Genomic DNA, 24435 nt, shown 5'->3' with positions numbered 1-24435 from the left:
GTACGTCATCCTGAGCGGAGCGAAGGACCTTATCACAGTAGCACGACAATCGTTTCAATGAGTCGTTAGTACGTAACAAGGTCCTTCGCTCTGCTCAGGATGACGTACGCTTTCTAACTTCTAAGCTCTAATTTCTCAGCTCTAAGTTCTAATCCCTACTCCTTCACCAGCCGGACAATGGCCGGGCCGGTATTGGTGGTCAGGTGCAGGGTATAGATGCCGCTGCGCAGGGCGCGCAGGTCGAGGGGAAGTTGCAGCTGTCCGACGGTTTTGAGGAGTGTGCGGGCGTAAACCACGCGGCCCACGGCATCGAGCACGCGCAGCTGCATGCTGCCGCGCTGAGGCGTGTCGATGGTGAGCTGGAAGAGGCCGGAGCTGGGGTTGGGGGCCACCGTGACGGCGGATTGAAGGGCGGCCGCACCCGCGCTGGTAATGCCGGCTACCGTCTGGCAGCTCACGTTGGAGTAGGCCGAGGGGCCGACGGTGTTCACGGCCCGCACCCGGTAGCAGTACTGGCCGTTGGCCGTAACGTTATCGGTGTAGAAGGTGGTGTTGGCGGGCAGGGTGGCAATGCGCGCGAAGGCGGTGCTGCCCCCGCTGGACCGCTCCACCTCGAAGCCCGTTTCGTTGTCGGCCTTATCTACCCAGAGCAGGTCGAGGGCGGCGGTAGCGGGCTTGGTGGCGGGGGCCAGGGCCGTGAGCGAAACCGGGGGTTCCGGCAGGGCATTCAGGGTGCAGAGCTCCAGGGTCCAGCCCCGGAAAGTGCCGCCGTTGTTGGCGTTGTTATCGGCAATGGTGAGCGTCCAGTTGCCGGTGGCCGGGGCGCCCAGCAGGTCGGCGAAGGAGGTGGCCGGGCGCACCGTGGCGCCCGCCGTCACGGGGCAGGTAAGGGCCGCCGCCGCCCCGTCATCGAAGCTGACCCGCAACGTGCCCGACCCCGCGCACTGGCGCGGGTACACCACCACGCGCCGGCCGGCGGGGTTGGTCAGGGAAATTTCCAGGTCGCTGAGCTCGTCGTGAGTCAGGTCCAGGTCGCGGATGCGGATATTCGAGACGCGGTTGGCATCGGTTACGCTGATAACCGAGGTCAGAATGGGCCTGGTGCCGGCCGGAATAGGCTGGGGCAGGCTGGCGCCCGCGAATGTCCGGCACACCTGCGCATCCGTCAGGAACGATACCACAGCCGAGTACGGCCCGGCTCCGCAGGCACTCAGGGCCCGTACCCGCCCGTAGTAGGTGGTGGCGGGCAGGAGTTCCCGGAGGGGCGTGAAGCTGGTGCCTGGCACGTTGCTGGAGGTCTGGAGGCCAGCTGTGAAGGCGGCATTGGTGGCCAGCTGCACCTCGTAGCCGGTGGCGTTGGCAACGGCGCTCCACGTCAGGCGGGGCCGCAGCCCGGTGGTGGTACCCGCTGTGGGCGCCGTCAGGGCCGGAGCCTGGGTGGCGCTGGGCCGGATGGTGAGCGGTACTTCCAGGGTGCGGATGGTGCCGCCGCTGGTGCCCGTCAGGACCAGCGTGTAGGAGCCCGCCGCCGTGCCCGCCGCCGCGCTGATGGTGGCCGTGGTACCCGCCCCGGCCGCTACCGTGGCGCTGGCAAAGCTGACCGTGACGCCGGCCGGCAGGTTGGGCGCCGTGAGCGTAACCGGCCCGCTAAAGCCCTGCAACTGACCTACGGTCAGGGCCAGCGTGCCCCCCGCGCTGCCGGCGCAGAACGAGAGCGAGCCGGCCGTCCCGCCCGGACCCTGGAGGTAGAACGTGGGGCCGGTGGGGACTTCGATGGTGAAATTCTGGTCCGATACGTCGAAGAAAATGCCCCCGCTGGCCTGCACCCGCAGGCGGGCCCGGGTGGTGGCGGCCACGCCGGCGGGCAGGGTCAGGGTCTGGCTGCCGTCGTTGGGGGTGGCCGCCAGCAGGGTGGTGGGGTAGGTCAGGCCCCCGTCGGTGGAGAGCAGCAGGTCCACGGTGGCGGCGCTGATGGGGGCCTGGGTGGTGTTGGCCACGCTCCAGGAAACCTGCTGGGGGGCGTCGGCCACCCAGGTGGTGGCCGTGTTGGGAGAAGTCACCACGAAGGGCCCGGTGTTGGCCACGGCCACTACCTGCACGGAGTCGTAGGCGGTGCCCCCGCCCCCGGCCCGGTTGTCGCGGGCCACGAGGCGGAAAATCAGGCGGCGGCCGTAGGTGGGCAGCCGCTCGCCAATGGTCTGGGTGTTGCTGAGCACGTTGGCCAGGCGGGGAAACGTGCGGCTGGGGCTGGGCGTGGGGGGAAAGGAGCGGAAGAGCGGGGCGTCGCCCACGGGCGCGTTCGGCCCGCCGGCCGGCCCCCGGTTGTACTGCTCCCAGACGTAGGTCAGGGCGTCGGCGTTGGCGTCGGTGGCGGAGCCCGTCAGCACGAAGGGCGTACCCAGGGGAATGGCGTAGCTGCGGCCGGCATTCACTACCGGCGGAGTGTTGCCGGTGGGCGTACTCACGGCGCAGTTCCCGTCGCCGGTAATGTGGGCCACCATCTGGTCGAGGCTGCGGGAGTGGAAGTAAGCGTCGGAGCTGGGCTGGATGTTGTCGGCCCCGCAGATGCCCGCGTAGGCCATGATGGTGGTGCCCGAGCCCGGCTCGTAAGCCGAGCCCGGCTCGCGGTTACCGCCCCCGCAGGCCCCGGTCTGGCTGTTGAAGGTGTGGTCGGCCCCGAACTGGTGGCCCATTTCGTGGGCTACGTAGTCCACGTCGAAGGCGTCGCCCACGGGCTGGTTGAGGCCCGTGACGCCCTTGGCTTTGCCTTCGATGCACACGGCGGGCCGCTGGGCAATGCCCCCGCCCCCGGTGCTGAACACGTGGCCGATGTCGTAGTTGGCCGGCCCGATGAGCTGGTCCACGGTCGTCTGGTTTTCCTCCAGCATGGCCTCCCCGTCGTCGTTGGAGTAGGGGTCGGTGTCCGGGTCGAGGAATACCAGCGCGTCGTTGTTGGCCACCAGCACCAGGCGCACGGCCAGCTCCCGCTCGTAAATGCCGCTCACCCGGTTGATGGAGGTGGTGATGGCGGCCAGGGCGCCGGCCCGGGTGCCGCCGTGGAAGGCTGCGTACTCGCCGGTGCAGGCCAGGGCCAGGCGGTAGGTGCGCAGGGTGGCACCGTGAGCGGCCGCCCGCGCGGCCGGCGGCCGCAGCTCGTCGGCCAGCCTGGCCTCGGCCGGGGCCGCTACGGCGCACACGAAGGGCGGCCGGTGCATGGCTTGGCGCTCAAACACGAGGTGGGTGGCGCTGCCCGGCGCGGCCGGGTCGATGTAGACCGTGGAGCCGGGGGCCAGAATCTGGGCGTGGAACCCGGCGGGCGTGATGTCCAGGCGGGCGGTGGCCGTGGGGTCGTCGAGGCCCTGGGCCCGGTAGGTGCGCAGGGCGGGGTAGCGGGCGGCCAGGGCCGGGGCCAGCACCGGCACCTGCTCCACCCGGAAGCGCTGGGAGCGGCCATCGGGCAGGGGCAGGCTGATAACGGGGGCCAGCGCCCGGGCAGCAGGGGCCGCCCGTTCCGCCGGGGCGTTGCCCAGCACGTCGCGCACGGCGGCCAGCTGAAACTCCACGGCCCGGTAGTAAGTCAGGGCCGGGGCCGCGGGCCGGGCCGCGGTAGACAGCGCCGCCGCTTCGGACCAGAGCACGCGCTGGGCCCGGGCCGACAGCCCGGGGGCCGCCGCCAGGGTCAGCACCGTTAGCCAGGGCCGCAAACCCCGGAAAATCAACGTAGAAAATACTCGCATGCGCAGTAGAAGAAAAGCTGGAAACCCATCCGGAGAACCCACTCGCCGGGGAGTCGGATTAGAAACCCCAAGATAGACGTTTTGCCAGTTCGGCCGATATTCCGGCGGCGGCGAAGCAACCGGAGGGCAGGTACCGTACGTCCGCCCGTACCTGCCCTGTCAAGCGGCCCCCGACGGCGCACCCAGTGACCGGAAATGCCCGTTTCACTCGAGGAGAAACGGGCATTTCCGGTCACTGGGTGCGTCGGGCCAGCTGCTTCAGGCGTCGGTTTTGAGCAGCACGAGCTGAGCTTTGTCGGCGGCACTCACTTTGCGGCGGAACTCCAGGTAGGCCGGGTACTCGGAGGCGCTGAAGCGGGTGCGCGGCATTTCCAGCCGCCGGATGTAGCGCAGGGTGCCGTCGGGCAGGGCCTGGAGCTGGCTGGAGTAGGTGCCGAAGGCAGTAGTGAGCTGCACCGGAGCGGGCAGCTGCTCGGGCCGGAGGCTGGCGGGCAGGTGCAGCTGAATGGTGTCGAGCTGGGTGAAAGCGTAGTCGAGCCGCACCTCCGACTGGCGCGCCCCCACCGAGGCGGCCGGCACGGGCAGGCGGCTGAGCAGGTTGGGCGTCAGGAACACGCGCCGGCCGCTGGGCGGGGCTAGGCCGGGCAGGGTCAGGGCGAGGGTTTCGGTGAGGCCGGGCACGGCCGCCGTGGGAGCCAGGGGCTGAAACGAGACCTTGTTGAGGGTGAAGTTGGGCAGGGCCAGGCGGTTGCCGATGTACTTCTTCTGCTCGCTCAGCTCCAGGCCGGGCAGGCCCGCCACCCCGTCGTACTCGAGGCCGGTACGCAGGGTGCGCAGGGTGGCCGTGGCGTTGCCGCTGGCGTCCAGAAACACGTCGGCGTGCCGCTCGCGGCGGTTTTCGGCGGCGCCGTAGCGGGGCGTCGGAATCAGCCGGCCGCCTTCGGGCAGCAGCAGCAGGGCGTGGCGGTTGCCCGTGAAGCCGCCCATGTAGCCGAAGGGGTTGGTCTGGCTGGTGCACTCCAGCCACACGGTATCGGCGGGGGCCTGCTGGGTGAGGGGCACGCACAGCACCACGTGGTTGAACTGGGAGCTGGGGAAAGCGGTGCGGATGTCCTGCTCATCGGAGCCGGCGCGCACCAGGGCCGCGTGGGCCCGGATGCCGGCCGCCCCCAGCAGGGCCTGGCAGTAGTTGGTCAGGGCCTTACAGTCGCCGTAGCCGTTGGCCGCCACTGCCGAAGCCGGGAAGGTCTGCCAGCCGCCCAGCCCCAGCTGCACCGAGATGTAGCGGGTGTTGGCCTGCAGAAACTTGTACACCTTCCGGATGCGGGCCCGCTCGTCGGTTTCGCCCTGCACCAGGGCCTGCATGCCGGCCACCAGGGCCGGGGGCAGGTCGGCGCGGCCGGCGTTGAGCTCGTAGGTCCAGCGGCTGAGGTCTTCCCAGCTGCGGAGCTGGCCGGCGTGGCCCTGCACCTCAAACTCGGAAGGGGCCGTGTACACGCTCGGCGTCCGCTCGCCCACGGCCGGGCCGTCGGGCTCCTCCTCCAGGGCCGGCAGGTTGCGCACTTCCCAGGCGTAGACTTCCTGGGTGCCCTGGGTGGTTTTGGCCTGGGCCGCGCCGGCCGGCAGCTGCCGCTCCTGGTAGCGCAGGGCCAGGCCGGCCGGCATCGTGACCCGGAACGAGGCCTGCTCCACGCTGAGCTGCTCCACCGGCTGGGGTCGCCAGGTGGAGTAAAACAGCGGGTTAGCCGACACCACCTCGTACTCGAACTCCACCGTGTAGGGGTAGGTGGGCTGGCTCAGGTCGGCCACCCGGCCCCGGGCGTCGGTGGCCAGGCTGAAGCCGTCGGAGAGGCTGATATCGCGGATGTCCTGGCTGCGGAGCTGGCGCAGTTGCCGGCCGGTGGCGTCGTACACGGCCCCGCGGAAGTAGCTGATGGTGTTCAGGGAGCTGTAGTACACCAGCTCCGAGGCCCAGCGGCTGCCGGCTTCGTCGAGAATGGTGACGGCCCGGCGGGTGGTTTCCACCGTGCGCCCCACCGATTTCACCACCAGGGCTTCCTGCTGCTGGCGCACCACGGCGTGGGCGTTTTCGCGCAGGGCGGCCGGCAAATCGGCTACGGCGTACCTGGGGGCGGGACCGGCGCCGGCCGGCCGGGGCGCGGCCGCGGCGGCCAGCACCAGCAGCAGCACGCGGAAGGAGGAGGAGGAGAGCAGCGCGGCCATTACACTTTCTTCTTGAGTACCAGCTGTTCGCTCTGCTTGGCCATCATGCGGGCGAAAAACTCGCGCAGGTAGGCGTATTCCTCGGCCGAGTACACGGGCCGGCTCAGGCTCATGCGGCTCACAATCTGCAGGCCCAGGGGGCCTTGCTGCACGCCGTAGGTGAAGCGGCCGCCCCCCTCGGGCAGCTCCATCACCAACCCCTTGGGCAGCTCTTCCGGCTCGTAGCCGGCAGGCAGGGTCAGGGATACCATCACGGTTTCATCGAACTTGGCCCCGAAATCCACCGGGAAGCGGCGGTTTTCGTGCAGAAAGGGGTTTTTGTCGGTGCCGAAGTCGCGCAGGGGGTTGAGGTAGATGGTACCGGCCGGGGCCTCGCCGCCGGCGCTGGCAAACTCATAGTCCAGGGTGAGGGGTTTGTGCAGGGCGTCGCGCTCCTTGAAGGTGTACTGGGGAATGTTCCAGCCTTCGTGGTTGGTGGCCAGCTCCTCGATGTACTTCTTCTCGCCCAGCTTGCGCAGCTTCTCGCGCTGCATCAGGGCCAGGTAGCCGCCGTGCTCCTGGTGCACCTTGCCGCTGACGCCGCCCTTCTCGTCCACGGTCAGGTTGATCTGGCGGTAGGACAGGAACCGGTCGTTGGGCGCCAGCTCAATCCAGCGCGACTCCTGGCCCCGGGGCAGAATCAGGCGGGCCGTGCCGTTGAGGCAGTGGTAGGGCAGCAGGCCGCAGGGCGCCAGCTCTTCGGTGGCGTCGACCAGCATCTCCTTGCCCCCGGGCAGGGCCACGTGGGCCAGCACGTAGTTGAAGCGGCTGCTCAGGGGCACGTTGGTTTGCAGGCGGCCGTGGCCGCGGGTGCTCAGCACCACGGGGTTGGCCGTGAAGCCGGCCTCGCGCAGGGCCGCAATCAGCAGCAGGTTTACATCGGCCGCGGAGCCGCTTTTCTGGTCGTAGGCGCGGCGGATGGAGCTGCCGGCCACCACGCCGTTGTTGCCGTTGTGCCTGACGCTGCGCCGCACCAGGTCGTGGATGGCGGCCACGCGGGCGGCGGGGTCGGTGGTGTTGGCCAGCAGGGGCGTGAGCTGCTCCTTGAGGAAGCCACCCCGGTTGAGCTGCCCGCCGAAGTTGTCGTCGTTGAGCAGCTCTTCGTCAATTTTGGTCCAGGAGCCGGCTACCGGCTTGTAGGCTTCGTTGGGCCATTTGGTGCCGGCCAGCTCGAAGTCGATTTTGGACAGGTAGTCGGCGGTGGTGGTCATGTAGGGCTCCTCGCGCAGGGCGGGTACGTCCTTCATGGCCCAGCGGTAGTTGGTCACGCGCGGGGTAACTACCTCCGAGCCGCCCGACTCGCGCCCGCCGCCCACGCCCGGCGTCAGGGTCGACGACCAGCGGATGGTGTATTGGGTAACGGCATCGGCCTTCTCCTGCACCTCCAGCGGCTCGTAGCCCTGCATGAGCATGTTGTAATCAAAGTACTCCGGAATGGCGGCCCGGTACTCGCTCCAGCGCACCGGAACATCCGACTGAAAGGTCCAGTCCTGGAAGTTAAAGACGAACTCGGAGGCCACCGTGTAGGCGTATTCCACCACCGAGCCGACCCGCACGTTGGGCAGGGTAAATTTGCGCACGCTCACGTTGGGGCTGCTTTCCTCGCGGAAAATGGCGTCGGCGTTGAGCTTTTCCTTGACCACCTGCCCGTTCACCAGGTTATAGGTAAAGCCTTTCAGGCCCGTGAGCTTTTCCTCGCGGTTGGCCTTGTGGTAGAGCGGGACCTGCACGGTGGCGTAGTCGTAGCCCGATTTCTTGAGGATTTTCACGCGGGTCACGCGCTCAAAAATTACCCGGAAGCCCCCTTCGGCGTAATCGAAGCGGGAGCGCCCGAAGTCGCAGAGCACCACGGCGGGGGCGGCGCTGTCGGCCAGGAAGTTCTGGCTGGTCAGGTCCCGCTCGTCAATCTTGCCGAACCTGATGGGGTCGGCCTGGGCCTGGGCCAGGGAAATGGAAGCGCCGCTGCAGATACCGGCCAGCAGCCACCGGCGGAGTAGGAGTGTACTCATAGCAAAATGAGAAGGGATAGAAAAAAGAATTCAAAGGAAAAATGCTATTCTCGCCTTGGTGCGCGGAACGCGTAAAAAACAAGCAGGATAGAAAATAGCAATGCTAAGCCGGAGCGTCGGAACCGAAATATCCTGTTTTTTTCGACAAGCTGCAACGACGCCAGCCGGTTTTAAGGCCGCTGAATAACGAGCGGCTCCGTCAGTTTGGCCAGGGCCTGGGAGTAAAACTCCCGCAGGCCCGCGTATTCCGAGGCCGAGTAGTAGGTTTTCGTTAGCTGAAGCCGGGCCACAACCGTGAGCTTATCGGGGCCCGTGCGGGTGATGTGGTAGAAAAAGCGCCCGGCGTTGGCCGGCAGCGCCAGCTGCACATTGGCGGGCAGCTCGGCGGCCACGTAGCCGGGGGGCAGGGTCAGCTCCAGGGTGCATTCCGTGCGCGGGGCCGTGGCCAGATCGACCGGATAGCGGCGCTCGGCGGCCCGGAACGGGTTGCTCAGAGCCAGGAGCTGCTGCATGGGGCGCAGGTAAAGCGTCGGGGCCGGGGCCGGACCGCCCGGCAGGTGGGCCTGCACGCCCAGCGCCACCGGGCGGCCCGGGGCTTCCTGGGCCAGCACCTCGGCCTTATTGATTTCCCAGTCGGGGTGGGTTTGCTGCCAGTGCCTGCGCAGCTCGGGCAGGGGAAGCCGGAATTCCGCCGCCGCGTACCCACCGTATTCCTGGCGGATGTCGCCGCGCAGGCTGCCATCGGGGGCCAGGGCAAGTTGGGCCTGGGTGTAGAGAAGGTGCGGAGTGGCAGTTGTCAGGTTGACCCACCGGCCCGCGGGGCCCAGCAGGCGGCCCTGGCCGTTGAGGCAGTTGGCGGGCAGCAGGGCGGGCGGCAGGCTGGCGTCGGTGGCATCGAGGAGCAGTTGCTGGCCGTCGGGCAGGGCCACGTGGGCCACCACGTAGTTGAACTGGGTGACGACGGGCAGCTCCGTCTGGATTTTACCGTGGGAGCGGGTGCTCAGCAGCAGGGGCTGGGCCTCCAGGCCGGCGGCGCGCAGGGCGGCCACCAGCAGCAGGTTGACCTCGGCCGCGCTGCCCTGGCGCAGTTCCACCACTTTCTTGGCCGGGTGGCGGGCGTGCAGGCCGGTCGTGCCGTTGTGGCCCACGGCCGCCAGCACCTGCTCCCGCACGGCCGCGGCCCGGGCGGCCGGGTCGGGGAGGGTGCGCAGGGGGGCGGCGGCCGTGCTCAGGGGGGTGGTGGCCCGCAGGTACTGGCCGAAGCCTTCCTCTTCCAGTAGCTCTTTTTCAATTTCGGCCCAGCTGCCCGCAATAAACTGCGGCGCCTGCTGCTCGCTGAACTGAATGCGCTCCAGCTCAAAATCCACCCGGCTCAGGTAGTCGCGCTCCGTAGTCATGAACGGCTCGGTATGGAACGCGGGCAGGTTTTTCAGCACCCACCGGCGCGTGAGGGCCTTGGTATCGATAGTATAGGTGCTATTGCTGCCCGTTGGTAAATTCCCATTCAGGCTATGCATGTTCTCCCGATACAGAGTGGTGTAGGGCTTGGTGCCGGTTTCATTTACGTCGAAGGGCCAGTAAGTCCGGCTCAACTCTTTGTAGCGGTAAAAACTGGGAATACTGGTGCGATACTCACTCCAGCGCACGGGAATAGCCCCCTGGAACTGCCAGTCCTGAAGGTTGAAGAGAAAGGGGGAGATGAGCACGTAGGTGAACTCCACGATGGAGCCCTCGCGCACGTTGGGCAGGGTGAAGGCGTACTCATCCAGCCGCTCGTCTACCTTGCGGCTGAACACGGCCTCGGTGCGCAGCGGCTCCTTGCTGAGCGTGCCATTGGTGAGGTTGTAAGTGAAGCCCTTGAGCTGGCGGATCTGCTCCCGGCTGCCTTTCTGATCGTGGTAGAGCAGCACCCGCACGGTGGCGTGCTCGTAGCCGGCCTGGCGGCGGATCAGCAGGCGGGCCGTGCGCTCAAACCGGAGCTCGAAGCCCTCGGTTTTGCCCTGGATGGTCGACTGGCCAAAGTCGCAGAGCACTTCGGCGGCGGCGGAATTGGGGGTGGGTACGGCCAGCAGGGCGGCGGCCTCCCGGGCATCGAGCCTGCCAAAGCGGAGAGGAGCGTCCTGGGCCTGGGCCGTGAGGGTCAGCAGCCAGCCAGTGCATAAGGCCAGCGCCCACGCCGGCAGAGAGTTAAAAGAAGCCACGGAAATAAAGAAAGTAAAGTCGGCCCGCATGAGCGGGCAGGATACCATTCAGGTCGAAAGATACGGTCTTCCGCGGGTAAGACAAAAGCCGGCCCGCGACCGGGCCGGGCGGCCCGGTTTGCCCGTAAGCCCGTCGGTACCGAAGCGCGCGGCTTACGCCGTCCGGGCCCGGCGCCGGCGCAGCACCAGCAGATACCCCAGGCCCGTCAGGACGCTGAGCGCGCTCAGGCCGTGCACGAAGGGCAGGCGGGCGGGCTCGTTGGCAAACACCCAGCCCGCCAGCAGAGCCCCCAGCCCGATACCGGCTTCCAGGGCAATGTACATGGTGGCCACGGCCCGGCCGCGCCGCTCGGGGTGGCTCAGGTCCACCGTCCAGGCGTAGAGCGTGGGCGAGTTCAGGCCCGTGCCCAGCCCGAACAGCACGGCCCCGGCCAGAAATACCGGGGCCGACTGCGCCAGCGCCAGCACCGTCAGCGCCGCCACAATCACCAGCGCGGAGCCGATGAGCACCGGCACGCGGCCGTAGCGGTCGGAAGTGCGCCCGGCCAGCAGCCGCACCACCAGCGAAGCCCCGGTGTAGCAGGTGTAGAACAGGCCCTTGTCTTCGCCGAGCAACCCCAGCACCCGGCTTTGGTCGGGGATGACGGTGAGCACCGCCCCGAACGGGAACAGGCACAGCAGCGTGACCAGGGCCGGGGCCAGCACCCGGGGCTCAAACACTTCGTCCCAGCTCTCAATGCGCAGCAGCCGCCAGCTAAAGCGCTGCCGCTGGGCCCGGGGCAGGGTTTCCGTCATGGTGCCCTGCACGATCAGGCTCAGCAGGGCCAGGCCCGAGGAGCAGTAGAACATGGTGTTGAGGGAGAAATGCAGGGCCAGCCAGGAACCCAGCATGGGGCCGGCGGCCATGCCCACCGAGCCCGCCACGCCCAGCAGGCCCATGGCCTCGCCGCGCCGTTCGAGCGGAATGATATCGGCAATGAAGGCGGCCGTGCCGGTGGGCTTGAAGCCGGTGCTGAAGCCGTGGAGCAGCCGCAGGCCCATGAACGCGGCCACGGTGGCCGTAAACGGGTAAAAGAAGCCGCAGATAAAGCAGACCAGGGACCCGAACACCATCACCGGAATCCGCCCCACGGTGTCGGCCAGCTTGCCCGAGAAGGGGCGCGAGAGGCCGGCCGTGAGCGTGAACAGGGCAATGATGAAGCCCTTGTACTCGCCCCCGCCCAACCGGGTGAGGTAGTCGGGCAGCTCGGGCAGGAGCATGTTGAAGCTCATGAAAAACAGGAGCGACGACAAACACATCAGCCAGAAGCCGAGGGTGTACACGCGGGCCGGAGCGGGGGAGGTGGTAAGGGGCATTGCGGCCGCAAAGGTAACCCGGCCAAGCCCGCCCGCCCGCATCCGGGGGCGGATTAATCTCGCCACTCCGCCCCGAGGGCCGGGGCCTTGCCGGGAAGCCGGAACGAGCCGCGGGAAGGGGCATCACGTTGCAAACCGAAGGCGGGGTAGCGGGCTTTACGCGGCCTGCTGAGTAGCTAACCGGAATAGCGGAACAATCAGCTGACGGCCAGTGCGCCGTTGGCAGTAGCGCGAACTTTGCAGTTCGTGTCCCCGCGCCGTTCAAACGATTCTAACGGCGCAGTAGCGCGAACTACAAAGTTCGCGCTACTGCCAGCAGCCAGCCAAGCCTCTGGCTCCCTTAGATACCTTCCTCCGGGGCCACCACCGAGTCCATGACTTCGCCCGGATTGGGGGCGGCCGGCTCCGGCGTTACCTCGGGGGCGGCGGCGGCGGAATCCGGCTCGTCCACCTGCACGGTGTCGGGCTGGATGTCGAAGAGGGTGGGGGCGGCGGCTTCCAGGTTTTCGTCGGTGTTATCGACGTCGGCATCAGCGGCGGGCCGCTCCTGGCGCAGCGGCACTTCTTCGAACCACTGCCGGGAGTAGCGCTGCACCGCCACGGCCCCCACCCCGATGAGGGCCAGTACCAGCAGCACCAGCGCCACCCGGGTCCATTGCAGCCGCCAGGCCGGCGCCGTAACCCGGGGCCGCCCTGTGGGCCGGGCCGGGGCGGCGGCGGTTGGGGCCGCAACCGGCCGCGCTGCTGCCGGGGCCGGAGTAGCGGGCCCGGCCGCGGGCACACCAGCCGCCGGGCGGGGGGCGGCCGGCGGGGTCTGGAGCTGCTGCACCTGTTGGCCCAGCTGCTGCATGCGTGCCTCCAGCTCCCGGTTGCGCACTTCGGCCTCGGCCCGGGCGGCTTCGATGGCGGCGGCCAGGCGGTTCTTCTCCCGGGTTTCGGCCGTGAGGCGGGCCTGGAGGGCCGCTACTTCGGTGGCGGCGGAAGGCGTAGCGGCCAGCTGCTGGCGAAGCTGGGTAATGCTCTGCTCCCGGGCCGCTTCGCGGGCCTCCATAGCGCGGCGCTGCTGCTGCAATTCGTCCAGCATCTGGCGGCGCAGCTGCTCCAGTCGGTGCTGCTCCGCCGCCCCGCTGGCCGGGGGCGGCCCGGTGCCGTAGGGCGGGTCGGCGGGCACGTCTTCGGCCCCGAGCCAGCCCCAGAGCTGCCGGGCTTTCTGCTCCCAGAAACCCGCCGGCTCGTGTTCGTAACTGGTTTCGGCCGCCGGGTCTTCCTCGGTCAGGCTCCCGGTCCAGCGGTGCAGGGCCGGGGCCGTCAGCCCCGCCTCAGCGCCTTGTGCCCGCAGTTCTTCGGCCAGCTGCGCGGGGGGCACTACCGCCCAGCCCTGCGCGTCAGCAGCCGCCGCATCTGCCGAATCCAGCGGCACGATAAAGCCGGCAATGGCGGCGGCGGGCACGGGTGGCAGTTCCGGCCACGTGCCCAGCCACCGGGCCAGGGCCGCCTGCTGGCCCGGCAGCGTGCCGGCCGAAGCCGAGGGTGGGCGCAGGATAGCCACCCGGCCCGGCAGCACCACCACGGCCGGCAGCACTTCGGCTTCTGTGTCCAGGTTGGCCAGCAGCAGCCCCGCGGCCCCGTCGGCTGCCAGCGCGTCGCCGAGAGCCGCGAACCAGTGGGCGGTGGCGGTATCGGGGAAGGGGGCGAAGGAGAGGCGGTGGAGCATGGGCAGAACGGGGAAGTGCCGCGCCAGCCCCGGCAGGACCCAGCGTAGCCGGCCGGCAAAATACGAACCCGGGCCCGAACCCCGTTGGCCTGGTACCGGGCGGCATAGGCCACGCCCGCTCCCGGTACGTTCTGCCCGCCGGCGAGCCTGCCAAAACGGCCGCCCCGCCACCCCGGCCCGAAGTGTGCCGTACACCCGGCCTATGGCTCGTTCTGATTCGTTCTTCTCCACTATTTCCGCCAAAAAGCCCCGTTCCGACGGCAAGCCCGCCCTTTCGGTGCGGGAGCGGTTTTCGGCCCTCAAAAACCTGCCGGCCTTCCTGCGCCTGATCTGGCAGACCAGCCCCGCCCTGACGCTGGGCAACGTGGGCCTGCGCCTGCTGCGCGCCGCCCTGCCCGTGGCCATGCTCTACGTGGGCCAGCTCATCCTCGACGCGGTGGTGGCCCTCAGCCGGCAGCCGGCCCCGGAGCGGGTGCTCACGCCGGTGCTCACGCTCATTGCGCTGGAATTCGGCCTCGCCATTCTCTCCGACGCCCTGGGCCGGGGCGTGGCCCTGCTCGATTCGCTGCTCGGCGACCTGTTCGCCAACCAGACTTCCATCCGGTTGATGGAGCACGCCGCCGAACTCGACCTCGACCAGTTCGAGGACAGCACCTTCTACGACAAGCTGGAGCGGGCCCGCCGTCAGACGCTGTCCCGCACCGTGCTCATGTCGCAGGTGCTCAGCCAAGCCCAGGATGCCATTACGATGGGATTTCTGGCCGTGGGCTTGGTGGCGTTCAACCCCGGGCTGCTGCTGCTGTTGCTGGTGGCCGTGGTGCCGGCCTTCCTGGGCGAGTCGCACTTCAATGAGCGCAGCTACTCGCTGGTGCACGGCTGGACGCCCGAGCGCCGGGAGCTGGACTACCTGCGCCAGACCGGGGCTTCCGACGATACGGCCAAGGAGGTGAAAATCTTCGGCCTGGCCGGCTTCCTTACCGACCGGTTCCGCACCCTCTCCGACGATTTTTACGCCAAGAACAAGGCTCTCGTGGTGAAGCGCGCTGGCTGGGGCACGTTCTTCGCGGCGGTGGGCGCGGCGGGCTACTACGCGGCCTACGTGTACATCATCCTGCAAACCGTGGCCGGGCGCGTCAGCATCGGCCAGCTCACGTTTCTGGCCGGCTCGTTTGCCCGCATGCGGGGGCTGCTCGAAGGCATTCTGAGCCGCTTCAGCTCGGTGGCCGAGGGCGCGCTCTACCTCCAGGATTTCTTCGACTTTTTCCGCCTCCAGCCCCGCATCCGCCGCGACGAAAGCCAGCCGGTGCGGCCCTTCCCCAGCCCCATCCGGGAAGGCTTCGTGTTCGAAAACGTGGGCTTCCGGTACCGCAACGCCGAGAAGTGGGCCCTGCGTAACCTCAACTTCACGCTGCGGGCCGGCGAGAAGCTGGCCCTGGTAGGCGAGAACGGGGCCGGCAAAACGACCCTCGTCAAGCTGCTCTCCCGCCTCTACGACCCCACCGAGGGCCGCATCCTGCTCGACGGATACGACCTGCGCGAGTACGACCCCCGGGAGCTGCGTCAGGAAATCGGGGTGATTTTCCAGGATTTCGTGCGCTTCCAGCTCCCGGCCGGTCAGAACCTGGCCGTGGGCCGCATCGAGCAGCAGCACAACCGCCCCCGCATCGAGCAGGCCGCGGCCCAGAGTCTGGCCGATTCCGTGATTGCCAAGCTGCCCGAGGGCTACGACCAGATGATTGGCCGCCGCTTCAACGGGGGCGTGGATTTGAGCGGGGGCGAGTGGCAGAAAATTGCCCTCGGCCGCGCCTACATGCGCGACGCCCAGCTGCTCATCCTCGACGAGCCCACCGCCGCCCTCGACGCCCGCGCCGAGTACGAGGTCTTCCAGCGCTTCAAGGACCTGACCCTGGGCAAAACGGCCGTCCTCATCAGCCACCGCTTCAGTACCGTGCGCATGGCCGACCGCATCCTGGTCATCGAAAACGGGCAGTTTCAGGAGATAGGCAGCCACGAGGAGCTGCTGGACCAAGGCGGCCGCTACGCCGAGCTCTTCAAGCTCCAGGCCGCCGGGTATCGGTAGTAGAAGTGGTGCAGAGTGGCGTGCAACTGTTCCGGCTACGCGTGTCTCTTGACGGGCATAACCTAACTGAAAATAGTATGCGAACCAGGGCGATATGGATAGGGGCCGCATTGATGCTGAGCGGGGGATTACCCAGCTGTGAGAAGCCATATTGTGATGGCCGTTATCTGGATGTAGAAGGCCTGTCTCTGGTAGCGCGCACCCGGAGTACGCAGCCGGTAGCAGCCAATGAGGCCGTATATTCCCTGGAGTTGCAGTTAGGAGTCGTCTTGCAAACCAGAGGCTATGGAACGAATATGCCACGGGGGGGATTCAACGCTCTTGCTGATTGTCGTCCACCAGACTACACGGAGTTGGGTGATTCATTGCTGATCACCAGTCGCTTTGATTATGATGGGCAGCACCCGGCGGGCACGCCTCTCAATGACCTGCTGACAGGGCCACTCCTGGCCGGTAGAACGCCGTTTCAGCCGTACGAATTGGAGCAAGGGCCTTTTATGTTTTTACAACGACCAACCGCTTCCGGACCGCAGCAATTTCGGGTATACTACCGCCAGACAAATGGGGAAACGTACACTGCGGAGACGGTGGTTATAAACTTACTGCGCTAACCATGATAATCATTTGATTACAAGGGGTATTGCAAGCCGGTTAAGTATGCCGTCCCATGTCGGCCGGGCGGGCGGGCGGCCCGGTTTCGTTCAACGAGGAAGCGCGGATACGCGTCTCTACAGCAGGTATCTGCGATTCGCGAAACCGCTATATTCAGGTTCAGTGCTGGTTGGCAGTTTTGGGGCTCCGCGACCCGCCTGAACGCCAAGACCAAAACGTTAGCAGTAAATTTAAAATGACAGAAGAACTAAAGAAATACGAATCGACAATCAAGAAGAAGCATAGTGTCTCTTGGTCTCCCAAGTATGATGAAGAATTTAGGACGGACCTTAATCGGATTGTCTTTATACCAATTGTCGTAAAGACTTTCGAAAAACTTGGTTGGGATTTAGTGTATCAGGACGAAAAATCTGCCGAAGCAAAAATAAAGAGAGACTTGTGGCAATGGGGACAGAAAATTACTGTAACCTTTGACTACGGCAAGGTAAAAGTGAAAAGCGTATCTCTTGGAAACGAATTCTGGGATATTGGAAGAAATTCAAAAAGGGTCAAGCTCTTTATCTATGCATTCCAACAGACCGAAAAAGAGTTTGACATAGAAGCCTTAACAGAGTTAGAACAACAGACAGAAAAGGCAAATAATTGGGATGATTACGAAATCCCTGAAAGCTTACCCACGCCAAAAAAACGAAGAGAACCGAAATTGTGGATTCCGATTGTTGGAGGATTGCTTACAGCCCTTTTACTTGGATATGTTGTCGCTATACTCTCTGTAAAAGGAATTTATGTAATAGGGCTTTTTGAGGTTGGTGTTGCCCTTGCAATTGGATTTGCTTTTAAGTTTTTGATTAAGGCAAGCAACTTCACCAATTACGACATTCTAAACTATACGCTTATTGGAATGGTAGTTCTCGTTTACGGTTCTAATCAATATTTTCAATATCATATAATATTGCAAGAAATTAATTACGAGGCGATTGGATTCTTTGAATTTTTAAAGCTTCGACTAGAAGCGGGCTTAACAATCAAGTCTCTAAATACTGGATGGATAGGATTGGTTATAAGCTGGATTTTCCAACTCGGTTTCACCTATGCAATTGGGATGTTGCGACTAGCTTCAAATTTAACTTCATATCAGTTGGAAAGGGTTCCTATGAAAGTAGTAGATTTTGCTTTCTACCACTTTGTCAAGGATAAGTCTGAGAATCAAGTGCGTTCAGAGCTTTCTAAAATGGGCTGGACGGAAGAGCAAGACCAAAATGAAGTATTTGAATCAATTGGTGCACTACAAGGAGCGACTGAATTAAATAGAATGGAATAAAAATACTACTGGCAACAGCACCTACCCAAAAGGCGGGGTCTCGTGTTCCAAAGACAGTTTTGTGGTAAAAGTCTCACCCTTCGGGTAGCTGCAAAACGTTAGCAATGCTATTCAAAAGCAAGTGCGCCTAACCTCTCGTGCATGACTCCCACGTTCCACTTCCTGCCCAGCCTCGCGGCCGAATCTGACCAGCTGTTACTGGCGGGGCTGCTGCAGCAACTGTTTCCCGATACGACCGTGGCCGAGTGGCTCGCTGACCTGCGCTACCAGCAGCAGCGCCAGCCGGTGCAGGCCTGGCTGGTGGAACACGCCGGGCAGTTGGTGGGCTGTAAGCTGGGCTACGAGCGTCAGCCGGGGCACTATTACAGCTGGCTGGGCGGCGTGCGGCCGGCGTTCCGGGGGCGGGGGCTGGCCGCCGGGCTGCTGGGCCGCCAGCACGCCTGGGCCCGGGAGCAGGGCTACCGCGCCGTGCGCACCCATACCTACAATCGCTGGCGCGCCATGCTGCTGCTCAACCTGCGCCACGGCTTCGACATCATCGGGACGGTGCAGGGCCCGCGCGGCCTCACCATCGTGCTCGAAAAGCAGTTGGCAGCGGAATAAGTACGGACGGGTGCCCGGCAGCCATTACAGGCCGCGTACCCGCCGCCGGGCAGGGCGCGTTAAAAAAGACCAGATTTTTTGCCCTGACAGTCAGTCGATAAGCCCGCTGAGTTTCGTAGCTTAGGTAGTACGACTCACTTAGTTTTTCAGGGCTTATGAAATGGACGTTTACGTTGGCGGCGGGAGCGAGTCTGCTGCTGTCGGGTTGCCTGATGTCGCGGGAGGCGCGGGTGGAATCAGACTACAGTTACGCCGGGCAGTTCCGGCGCTACCGCACCTACGAGTTCATCAGTGGTGACGGCATCAATTCCGATACCAGCCGCCTGGGGGCGGCCGTGCGCGACGCCATCCGTACCCGCCTGAAGGTGCAGGGCTACCACGCCGCCCGCCGCCGCCCCGATCTGCTGGTGAACTTCCGTCTCTTCGAGGGCGACATGCACTTCCGCGGCTACTCCCAGGACGATTTCACGACCTGGGTCAAGAACGGCAGCACCGAGGAGGACGATACGCCCAAGGAAAACCGCAAGGGCTACCAGCCCGTGCGCCTGCTGCTCGCCGAAGGCACGCTGCTGGTAACGCTCATCGACAACCGCACCAACCGGGCCGTCTGGAACGGTTACGCGTCCGGCGTAAGCGTGCCGGCCGGTCCTCAGGGCGAAGTAGTGCTGCGCCGGTCCGTGCGCTCCATCTTCGATCAGTACCACGTCTTCACGGCCGGCTACCTCAACGGCCAGAACAACGGGGGCACCGATTACGAGGATTAGTGGAAGCTAAACGATGTAGAGACGCGACCCTTCGCGTCTCGGCACGGAACGGCAGGCAGTGGGGCGAATAAACAACATCAGCAACGCCGAGACGCGAAGGGTCGCGTTTCTACATCGTTCAGTGGATATCCGCAATCGGTAGTTGGAAAAACACGCCGGCTGGCCGTTGGCACAGTCAGGGCGTGTTCCGTTCCCGAATAAGTTCGGCAGCCACGCTGATGGCAATTTCCTCCGGGGTGCGGCTGTGAATGGCCAGCCCGATGGGGGCGTGCAGGCGGGCCAGGGTGGCCTCCGGCACGCCCTCGGCGCGCAGGCTGGCCAGCAGCTCCGCAATCTTGCTGGCGCTGCCCATCACGCCCAGGTAGCGCACCGGCAGCGGCAGCAGCCGGCGCAGGGCCAGCAGGTCGGAGCGGTAGCCGAAGGTCATCAGAATAACGTAGTGGTGGGGCCCGGGGCTGATTTCCTGCTCCAGCGCGTCGTAGTGCACAATGCGCTTGTGGTGGGCGAAGGGGTTGTAGAGGTGGGTATTGAGGCCGGGGCGGTCATCGAGCACCGTTAGCTCGAACTCCAGGGAGGCCAGCACCCGCGAAAGCGCCAGGGCCACGTGCCCGCCGCCCACAATGGTCACCTGGTCGCGGAAGCCCAGCGGCTCGGTGTAGTGCCAGTCGGGGCCCAGGTGCAGGGCGGGGGCAGCCGGTTCGGGGTCGAGCACCTGGAGGCGGTGGGCGGCCGAGAGCCGGAGCCGGCCCGGCTGGTGGGTGCGCAGCCGCTGCTGGAGCTCCAGCGTCAGGGGCAGGTCGGCGGGGCGCAGGGGCAGCACCAGAATCCACTGCTCGCCCGAGCAGATCAGGCCCGAGCGGTCGGCCGGGGCTTCGCGGCGGTGTACCTGATGGCGCACCTCGGGCGGGGCTTCGGGCAGCCGCAGCAGGGCCCGGGCTTTTTCCACGAATTTGTGCTCCATGATGCCGCCCCCGACGGAGCCGGCCAAGCTGACTGCCGTCACGCTCATCTTGAAGCCCTGCCGCCCCGGGCTGCTGCCCACGCTGTTGAGCACGCACAGCAGGGCCACCGGAATGCCCGCCCGCAGGCTGGCCGCGGCGTGTTGCCAGACGAGCAGGTCGCGCGGGGCCGGGGGGGAGGCAGTGAGGATATCCACGGGAGAATAACTAAGCGTAACGGGCAGTAGTTCTTGCCCCGGCAATATAGTAGGAATTAAATGTTTAATTGACTTCTGCGGTTGTTCTTTTGTCCGCTGTTGCCCCCCAATATTAAAGCCAGGCCGCGCTCAGGGCGTAATAGACGGCCATGATGCCCGAGAACAGGGCGCTGGCCACGAAGCGCCACTCCGGGGCCACCCGGTTCTGGATGTAGTAGTTCACCAGCAGGGCCACGGGCGCGTTGAGCAGGAAGGAGCGGGTGGCCAGGGGCAGCAGTGCCAGGGTAATCTGCTCGGGGTGGCCGCTGCACAGGCGCAGGAACAGGAAGTGGCGGGCAATCCAGAGGGGGTTGAAGTACACCAGCGACAGGGCCGCCCGGCCCCACTTGCGGCCCCGGCCGGCCCCGGGCGAGGACGGCAGGCGGCGGTCAATCCAGCGGAAGTAGGCGGGCACCTCCACCGAGTACAGCAGGCCCCCAATGAGGGCCATACCCAGCAGACGGGTCCAAGAGAATTCGTGGAGCAGCAGGGCGGCCACGGTGTCGCCGGCGGCGTAAATCAGGAAGCCACGGAGCGTGTCGCGGAGCTGGGTGGGGTGGGTGAGTGGCAAGCGGGGTGGGATGGTCGTAAATTCGGGGGGGCAAAAGTACGGGAACCTGGGCCGGCGTCATAGGAGCGGCCTAACAAATCGGCCCGCGCCCGTTTAACTCCTTCCCCAAAGTCCTGCGCTGCTGTAACAAGAAAAGAGGCTGAAGCTACGGGAGCTTCAGCCTCTTTTCTTGTTACAGAAATACTTTATAATCTCATTGTTTTCGATAAAAGAAAATCAACTATTGGCTTCATGTGCTCGTTTCTGGATACTGAATGCCTGTGTTAATAGCCATTCAACAGAAACCATTTCCATAAATGAGCGGAAAAAATAATGCTCAGACATGTTAAACTGCTTGACTTTACTATCGGGGTCAACTGATTTGAATTCGAACGCCCAGTTAGGATGATTAGAGCGCTGAACGGTGAAGCCATTAGCTAAGGAAATTCTCTCAATGACAGAAAAATCTATAAATATAATTATAATTAATTCTCCTTGTAAAAAACTCCAATATGTATTTGGATTGTTAAATATTATGGAAAATGGAGTGTACCCTTGCTCTGTAAACTTAGCTGCATTTAAATAAAATGCGAATGGTATAGTTAGATTTGAGGCCTTTATAATATTTCCCAAAGTTGATTCTGTAAATTCTGTGAATGTCGCTAAGAAAACAACACCATCTTCTACTTTACTGTAAGAATAAGTTTGGTTGTAGGCCTTTGCAATAACCTTGTTAAGGTTCTTGGTGTAATTTATTTCATGCGAGCTGGGCTCAATTCTGCGTATTTTTCCATTTATGCCATAAAGCTCATCCGCAGTATCATTGCTTAAGTAGTCAAATATTTTTTTGGTGTTTGCTTCTTGTCTTTGAATTCGGAGGTTGTCATTATTGCTTGTCTTTGACTCAACAACTAACGGTCCTTCTGGTGTAATCAAGATTAAATCTGCATACTTCAGTGTAGATGTAATGTCATTAAAAATGGCAATGATTCCATTTTTAAATGCATATCTCATATATTGCTTCTCTTTTTTAATGCCGGATTTTTCGGATATAAATCCTGGAGATTCTTTGAAATTTTGCGGTTTTATATCGAATTTATGCAAAAATGTAAATGCAATACCATCTCCAATGCTTTTATAAATTTTTAGAATAAATCTGTATTCATCAATATTGTATTTTGAATTCTTTGTATTTTCCTTTGCTTTCAAAGAATCATCTTTGCTAAGTCTGTTTACAGGATCTTTTCTAAGTTTATTTAATTCTGAAACTATGCTTTTAGCTTTTCTTATATTGTTTTCTACATAGATTATTCGCTTTATTAATATTTCTTGTAGAATGAGCCATTTGTTTATACTTTTATAAGGTGACTTTCTGGCTTCGTGGAGCATGGCAAGAAGCTGTAAAATGCTCTTTTTGTACAGATAAATCATAAGGTTTATGAAAATTAATTGCAGTTGAAGTTTAGTGCGCTATGTAACTTAAGAATGAACCATAAATAAAAAGCGAAGACACACAACCCTAAAATTAACCTTGAAATTTGACTTACTCGCTCAGTGGCTTTTGTCAGTAAAACTGCATTTTTAGCGTAAGTGAATCATAACAATCCACACCGTGCCACTACCGCCCCTTCCCCCGTCCCCACAAACTCCGGGTACAGATTCACCAGCACCTTTTCCGGCGTCATCGGCGCGGAGAAAGCAATGGTGGAATTCGGGTTGAAGGCCCGCACTGCGTCGCGGAGGGCGAAGTAGGCGCCGATGCCGTACATGAGCGGGGGCTCGCCCACGGCTTTGGAGCGCAGCACCGCCCGCGGGTGGCCCGGCGTATCGAGGAAATGCACGTCGAGCACCGGGGGCACCGAGTACAGGTCCGGGATTTTGTAGGCGTTGAGCGAGTTGCTCAGCAGGCGGCCTTCGTCGTTGTAGACCAGCTCTTCCAGGGTCATCCAGCCGATGCCCTGCACCGCGCCGCCCTCAATCTGGCCCAGATCCACCTGGGGGTTGAGGCTCTGGCCGAAGTCGTGGGCAATCTGCACCGCGTCCACGGTGTAGGTGCCGCGCAGGCAGTCCACCGTCACGGTGGTCAGGGCCGTGCCGTACACGTGGTAGGCGAAGGGGTAGCCCTGGTTGGTGGTGGCGTCGAAGTGGAGGTCGGGGGTGGCGTAGTGGGCGCTTTCGCTCAGACTCACCCGCTGCCAGTAGGCCGCCGACACCAGCTTCTCCCAGGTCGAATCGGCGGGTTTGCCGGCGGCCAGCACCTGTTCGTTTTCGATGTGCATGCCCTCGTAGTCCAGGCTTAGCTCGGTGGAGGCCAGGCGCAGGATTCGCTCCCGCAGGGCCCGGCAGGCCAGCTCGGTGGCCTTGCCGTTGAGGTCGGCGGTGGCGGAGGCGGCCGAGGGGGAGGTGTTGGCCACGCGGGTGGTGTTGGTGCTTTCCACCTTGATGCGATGCAAGCCGATACCCAGGGTGCGGGCGGCCACCTGGGCAATTTTGGTGTTCACACCCTGGCCCATTTCCACCGCCCCGGTGCTCACGCCCACCGAGCCGTCGGTGTAGATGTGGACCAGGGCCCGGGCCTGGTTCATGGCCGTTTTGGTGAACGAGATGCCGAAGCAGATGGGCATCACGGCCAGGCCCTGCTTGTGACGGGTATGCGTGCGGTTGAACTCGTCCACGGCCCGGCGGCGGGCCGGCAAATCGAAGCGCTGGGCGGCCGTATCCCAGGCTTGCCCGGCGTGGCAGAGCTCGGCCGGCTGGCGGTAGGGAAACAGGTCGCCCTCGCGCAGCAGGTTGCGGCGCTGAATGTCGGTGGTGGGCACGCCCAGGCGCTCGGCCGCGCAGGCCAGGGCCGACTCTATCACGAACATGCCCTGGGGCCCGCCGAAGCCCCGGAAGGCGGTGTTGGGGGGCAGGTTGGTGCGGCAGCTGTAGGCCGTGGCCGTCACGTTCGGGATGAAGTAGGTATTGGTGCAGTGGAAGAGGGTGCGCTCCAGCACGGCCGGCGAAAGGTCGGCGGCGGCCCCGCCGTTCTGGTAGAACGTGGCTTCGTAGGCCACAATCTTCAGGTCGGCATCGAGCCCGATTTTGAAGTCGGACGAGTAGGGGTGGCGCTTGCCGGTCATGCGCATGTCGGCCATGCGGTCGAGCACCAGCTTCACCGGGCGGCGGGTCAGGAAGGCGCCCAGGGCGGCCAGCGCGCCCCAGGGCGTGGCCTGGTCTTCCTTGCCCCCGAAACCGCCCCCAAGGCGGGTCACGTCCACTTCCACCTGGTGCATGCCCAGGCCCAGCACGTGGGCCGTGTGGCGCTGCACGGCCGTGGGTCCCTGGGTGGAGGACACGATGCGCACCCCGCCCATTTCCGTCGGGAAGGCGTAGGCGCCCTGGGTTTCGATGTACAGGTGCTCCTGCCCGCCCGACTCGGCCACACCCTCGAACACGTGGGCGCACCCGGCCCAGGCCGCTTCGGAATCCCCGATCCGGAAGGTGCGCGGGGGCACCAGCAGCTCGCCCTGGGCGGCAGCCACCCGCGGGTCGGTGATGACGGGCAGCGGCTCTACCTCCACCCGCACGTGGGCCAGGGCGGCGTGGGCGGCGTGCTCCGATTCGGCCAGCACCAGGGCCACCGGCTGGCCCCGGAAGTGCACGTGGCCCTCGGCCAGCAGGGGCTCATCGGGCACGATGCCGCCAATCTGGTTGGTGCCGGGAATGTCGGCGGCCAGGATGATGCGCACCACCCCGGGCAGCGCCAGGGCCGCCGAGGCATCCACGGCCAGCAGCCGCCCGTGGGCCAGCGGCGACTCCACCACGGCCGCGTACAGGGTGCCGTGCTGCTCGGGCACGTCGTCGAGGTACTGCGATTCGCCGCGCACGTGGCGGATGGGGTCGAGGTGGTTCACGGGGGAAAGTGACTGAGTGAATGAGCGAATGAGGGAAGCGACCGGGTGGCGGCAGAGAAGCGGCCCTTCGCGTCTCGTTGTTACTGAGGTTGTTTTAGCCGGGGCAGTTGCGGCCGTTCAACGACGCGACGCGAA

At 64.0% G+C, this 24435-nt stretch carries 14 protein-coding genes; 4 read left to right on the top strand and 10 right to left on the bottom strand.

Going from position 1 to position 24435, the window contains the following annotated elements:
• Positions 1-155: 155 nt before the first annotated feature.
• From KLP40_RS21425 to KLP40_RS12555, 6 genes are all read right to left on the bottom strand, one after another.
• Positions 156-3737, bottom strand: a complete 3582-nt coding sequence (locus tag KLP40_RS21425; RefSeq protein ID WP_215594135.1) for a reprolysin-like metallopeptidase — start codon at positions 3735-3737, stop codon at positions 156-158.
• A 258-nt stretch (positions 3738-3995) separates the two neighbouring features.
• Positions 3996-5960: a DUF3857 domain-containing protein gene (locus KLP40_RS12575; protein ID WP_215594134.1), complete on the bottom strand. Its 1965-nt coding sequence runs from the start codon at positions 5958-5960 to the stop codon at positions 3996-3998.
• Positions 5960-8008, bottom strand: a complete 2049-nt coding sequence (locus tag KLP40_RS12570) for a DUF3857 domain-containing protein (protein WP_215594133.1) — start codon at positions 8006-8008, stop codon at positions 5960-5962. The genes KLP40_RS12575 and KLP40_RS12570 overlap by 1 nt, the downstream gene beginning before the upstream one ends.
• Positions 8009-8178: 170 nt before the next feature.
• The gene (locus KLP40_RS12565) at positions 8179-10209 is read right to left on the bottom strand and encodes a DUF3857 domain-containing protein (RefSeq protein WP_215594132.1); all 2031 of its coding nucleotides are present in this window, start codon (positions 10207-10209) and stop codon (positions 8179-8181) included.
• A 153-nt stretch (positions 10210-10362) separates the two neighbouring features.
• A complete protein-coding gene (locus KLP40_RS12560) occupies positions 10363-11565 on the bottom strand; it encodes an MFS transporter (RefSeq protein ID WP_246558809.1) in 1203 nt (400 codons plus the stop codon).
• 340 nt (positions 11566-11905) lie between these two features.
• Positions 11906-13279 carry a hypothetical protein gene (locus tag KLP40_RS12555; protein WP_215594131.1) on the bottom strand — a complete coding sequence of 458 codons (1374 nt, stop codon included), beginning with the start codon at positions 13277-13279 and terminating at the stop codon, positions 11906-11908.
• A gap of 202 nt (positions 13280-13481) precedes the next feature.
• On the opposite strand from KLP40_RS12555, the gene KLP40_RS12550 reads away from it, so the two are divergent.
• From KLP40_RS12550 to KLP40_RS12535, 4 genes are all read left to right on the top strand, one after another.
• A complete protein-coding gene (locus KLP40_RS12550; RefSeq protein ID WP_215594130.1) occupies positions 13482-15359 on the top strand; it encodes an ABC transporter ATP-binding protein in 1878 nt (625 codons plus the stop codon).
• An 847-nt stretch (positions 15360-16206) separates the two neighbouring features.
• Complete coding sequence (locus KLP40_RS12545) at positions 16207-17292, top strand: hypothetical protein (protein WP_215594129.1); 1086 nt, start codon at positions 16207-16209, stop codon at positions 17290-17292.
• Between the two features lie 141 nt (positions 17293-17433).
• Positions 17434-17895 (top strand): GNAT family N-acetyltransferase, encoded by a 462-nt coding sequence (locus tag KLP40_RS12540; protein ID WP_215594128.1) that lies wholly within the window; start codon positions 17434-17436, stop codon positions 17893-17895.
• Between the two features lie 155 nt (positions 17896-18050).
• Positions 18051-18659: a DUF4136 domain-containing protein gene (locus KLP40_RS12535; RefSeq protein WP_215594127.1), complete on the top strand. Its 609-nt coding sequence runs from the start codon at positions 18051-18053 to the stop codon at positions 18657-18659.
• A 175-nt stretch (positions 18660-18834) separates the two neighbouring features.
• Here KLP40_RS12535 and KLP40_RS12530 read toward each other — a convergent pair whose 3' ends face one another.
• The 4 genes from KLP40_RS12530 to KLP40_RS12515 all read right to left on the bottom strand — a co-directional run bounded on the left by KLP40_RS12530 (position 18835) and on the right by KLP40_RS12515 (position 24300).
• Positions 18835-19815, bottom strand: coding sequence for an XdhC family protein (locus tag KLP40_RS12530; protein ID WP_215594126.1), 981 nt, complete (start codon positions 19813-19815; stop codon positions 18835-18837).
• A gap of 112 nt (positions 19816-19927) precedes the next feature.
• Positions 19928-20425 carry a hypothetical protein gene (locus KLP40_RS12525; protein ID WP_215594125.1) on the bottom strand — a complete coding sequence of 166 codons (498 nt, stop codon included), beginning with the start codon at positions 20423-20425 and terminating at the stop codon, positions 19928-19930.
• Positions 20426-20641: 216 nt separating this feature from the next.
• A complete protein-coding gene (locus KLP40_RS12520; protein ID WP_215594124.1) occupies positions 20642-21793 on the bottom strand; it encodes a hypothetical protein in 1152 nt (383 codons plus the stop codon).
• 206 nt (positions 21794-21999) lie between these two features.
• Positions 22000-24300, bottom strand: coding sequence for a xanthine dehydrogenase molybdopterin binding subunit (locus KLP40_RS12515; protein WP_215594123.1), 2301 nt, complete (start codon positions 24298-24300; stop codon positions 22000-22002).
• Positions 24301-24435: the final 135 nt, after the last annotated feature.

The organism is Hymenobacter piscis (genome assembly GCF_018760735.1).
In the GTDB taxonomy this organism is placed as follows: Bacteria; Bacteroidota; Bacteroidia; order Cytophagales; family Hymenobacteraceae; genus Hymenobacter; species Hymenobacter piscis.
The sequence above is the reverse complement of the archived record's forward strand: the minus strand, read 5'-3'. Positions and strand labels throughout refer to the sequence as shown.

Bases quoted from the DNA above. Each gene is read 5' to 3' on its own strand.
- KLP40_RS12550 (WP_215594130.1), top strand. From the start codon at position 13,482: ATGGCTCGTTCTGATTCGTTCTTCTCCACTATTTCCGCCAAAAAGCCC.
- KLP40_RS12555 (WP_215594131.1), bottom strand. From the start codon at position 13,279: ATGCTCCACCGCCTCTCCTTCGCCCCCTTCCCCGATACCGCCACCGCC.
- KLP40_RS12560 (WP_246558809.1), bottom strand. From the start codon at position 11,565: ATGCCCCTTACCACCTCCCCCGCTCCGGCCCGCGTGTACACCCTCGGC.
- KLP40_RS12520 (WP_215594124.1), bottom strand. From the start codon at position 21,793: ATGCTCCACGAAGCCAGAAAGTCACCTTATAAAAGTATAAACAAATGG.
- KLP40_RS21425 (WP_215594135.1), bottom strand. From the start codon at position 3,737: ATGCGAGTATTTTCTACGTTGATTTTCCGGGGTTTGCGGCCCTGGCTA.
- KLP40_RS12535 (WP_215594127.1), top strand. From the start codon at position 18,051: ATGAAATGGACGTTTACGTTGGCGGCGGGAGCGAGTCTGCTGCTGTCG.
- KLP40_RS12545 (WP_215594129.1), top strand. From the start codon at position 16,207: ATGACAGAAGAACTAAAGAAATACGAATCGACAATCAAGAAGAAGCAT.
- KLP40_RS12570 (WP_215594133.1), bottom strand. From the start codon at position 8,008: ATGAGTACACTCCTACTCCGCCGGTGGCTGCTGGCCGGTATCTGCAGC.
- KLP40_RS12540 (WP_215594128.1), top strand. From the start codon at position 17,434: ATGACTCCCACGTTCCACTTCCTGCCCAGCCTCGCGGCCGAATCTGAC.
- KLP40_RS12575 (WP_215594134.1), bottom strand. From the start codon at position 5,960: ATGGCCGCGCTGCTCTCCTCCTCCTCCTTCCGCGTGCTGCTGCTGGTG.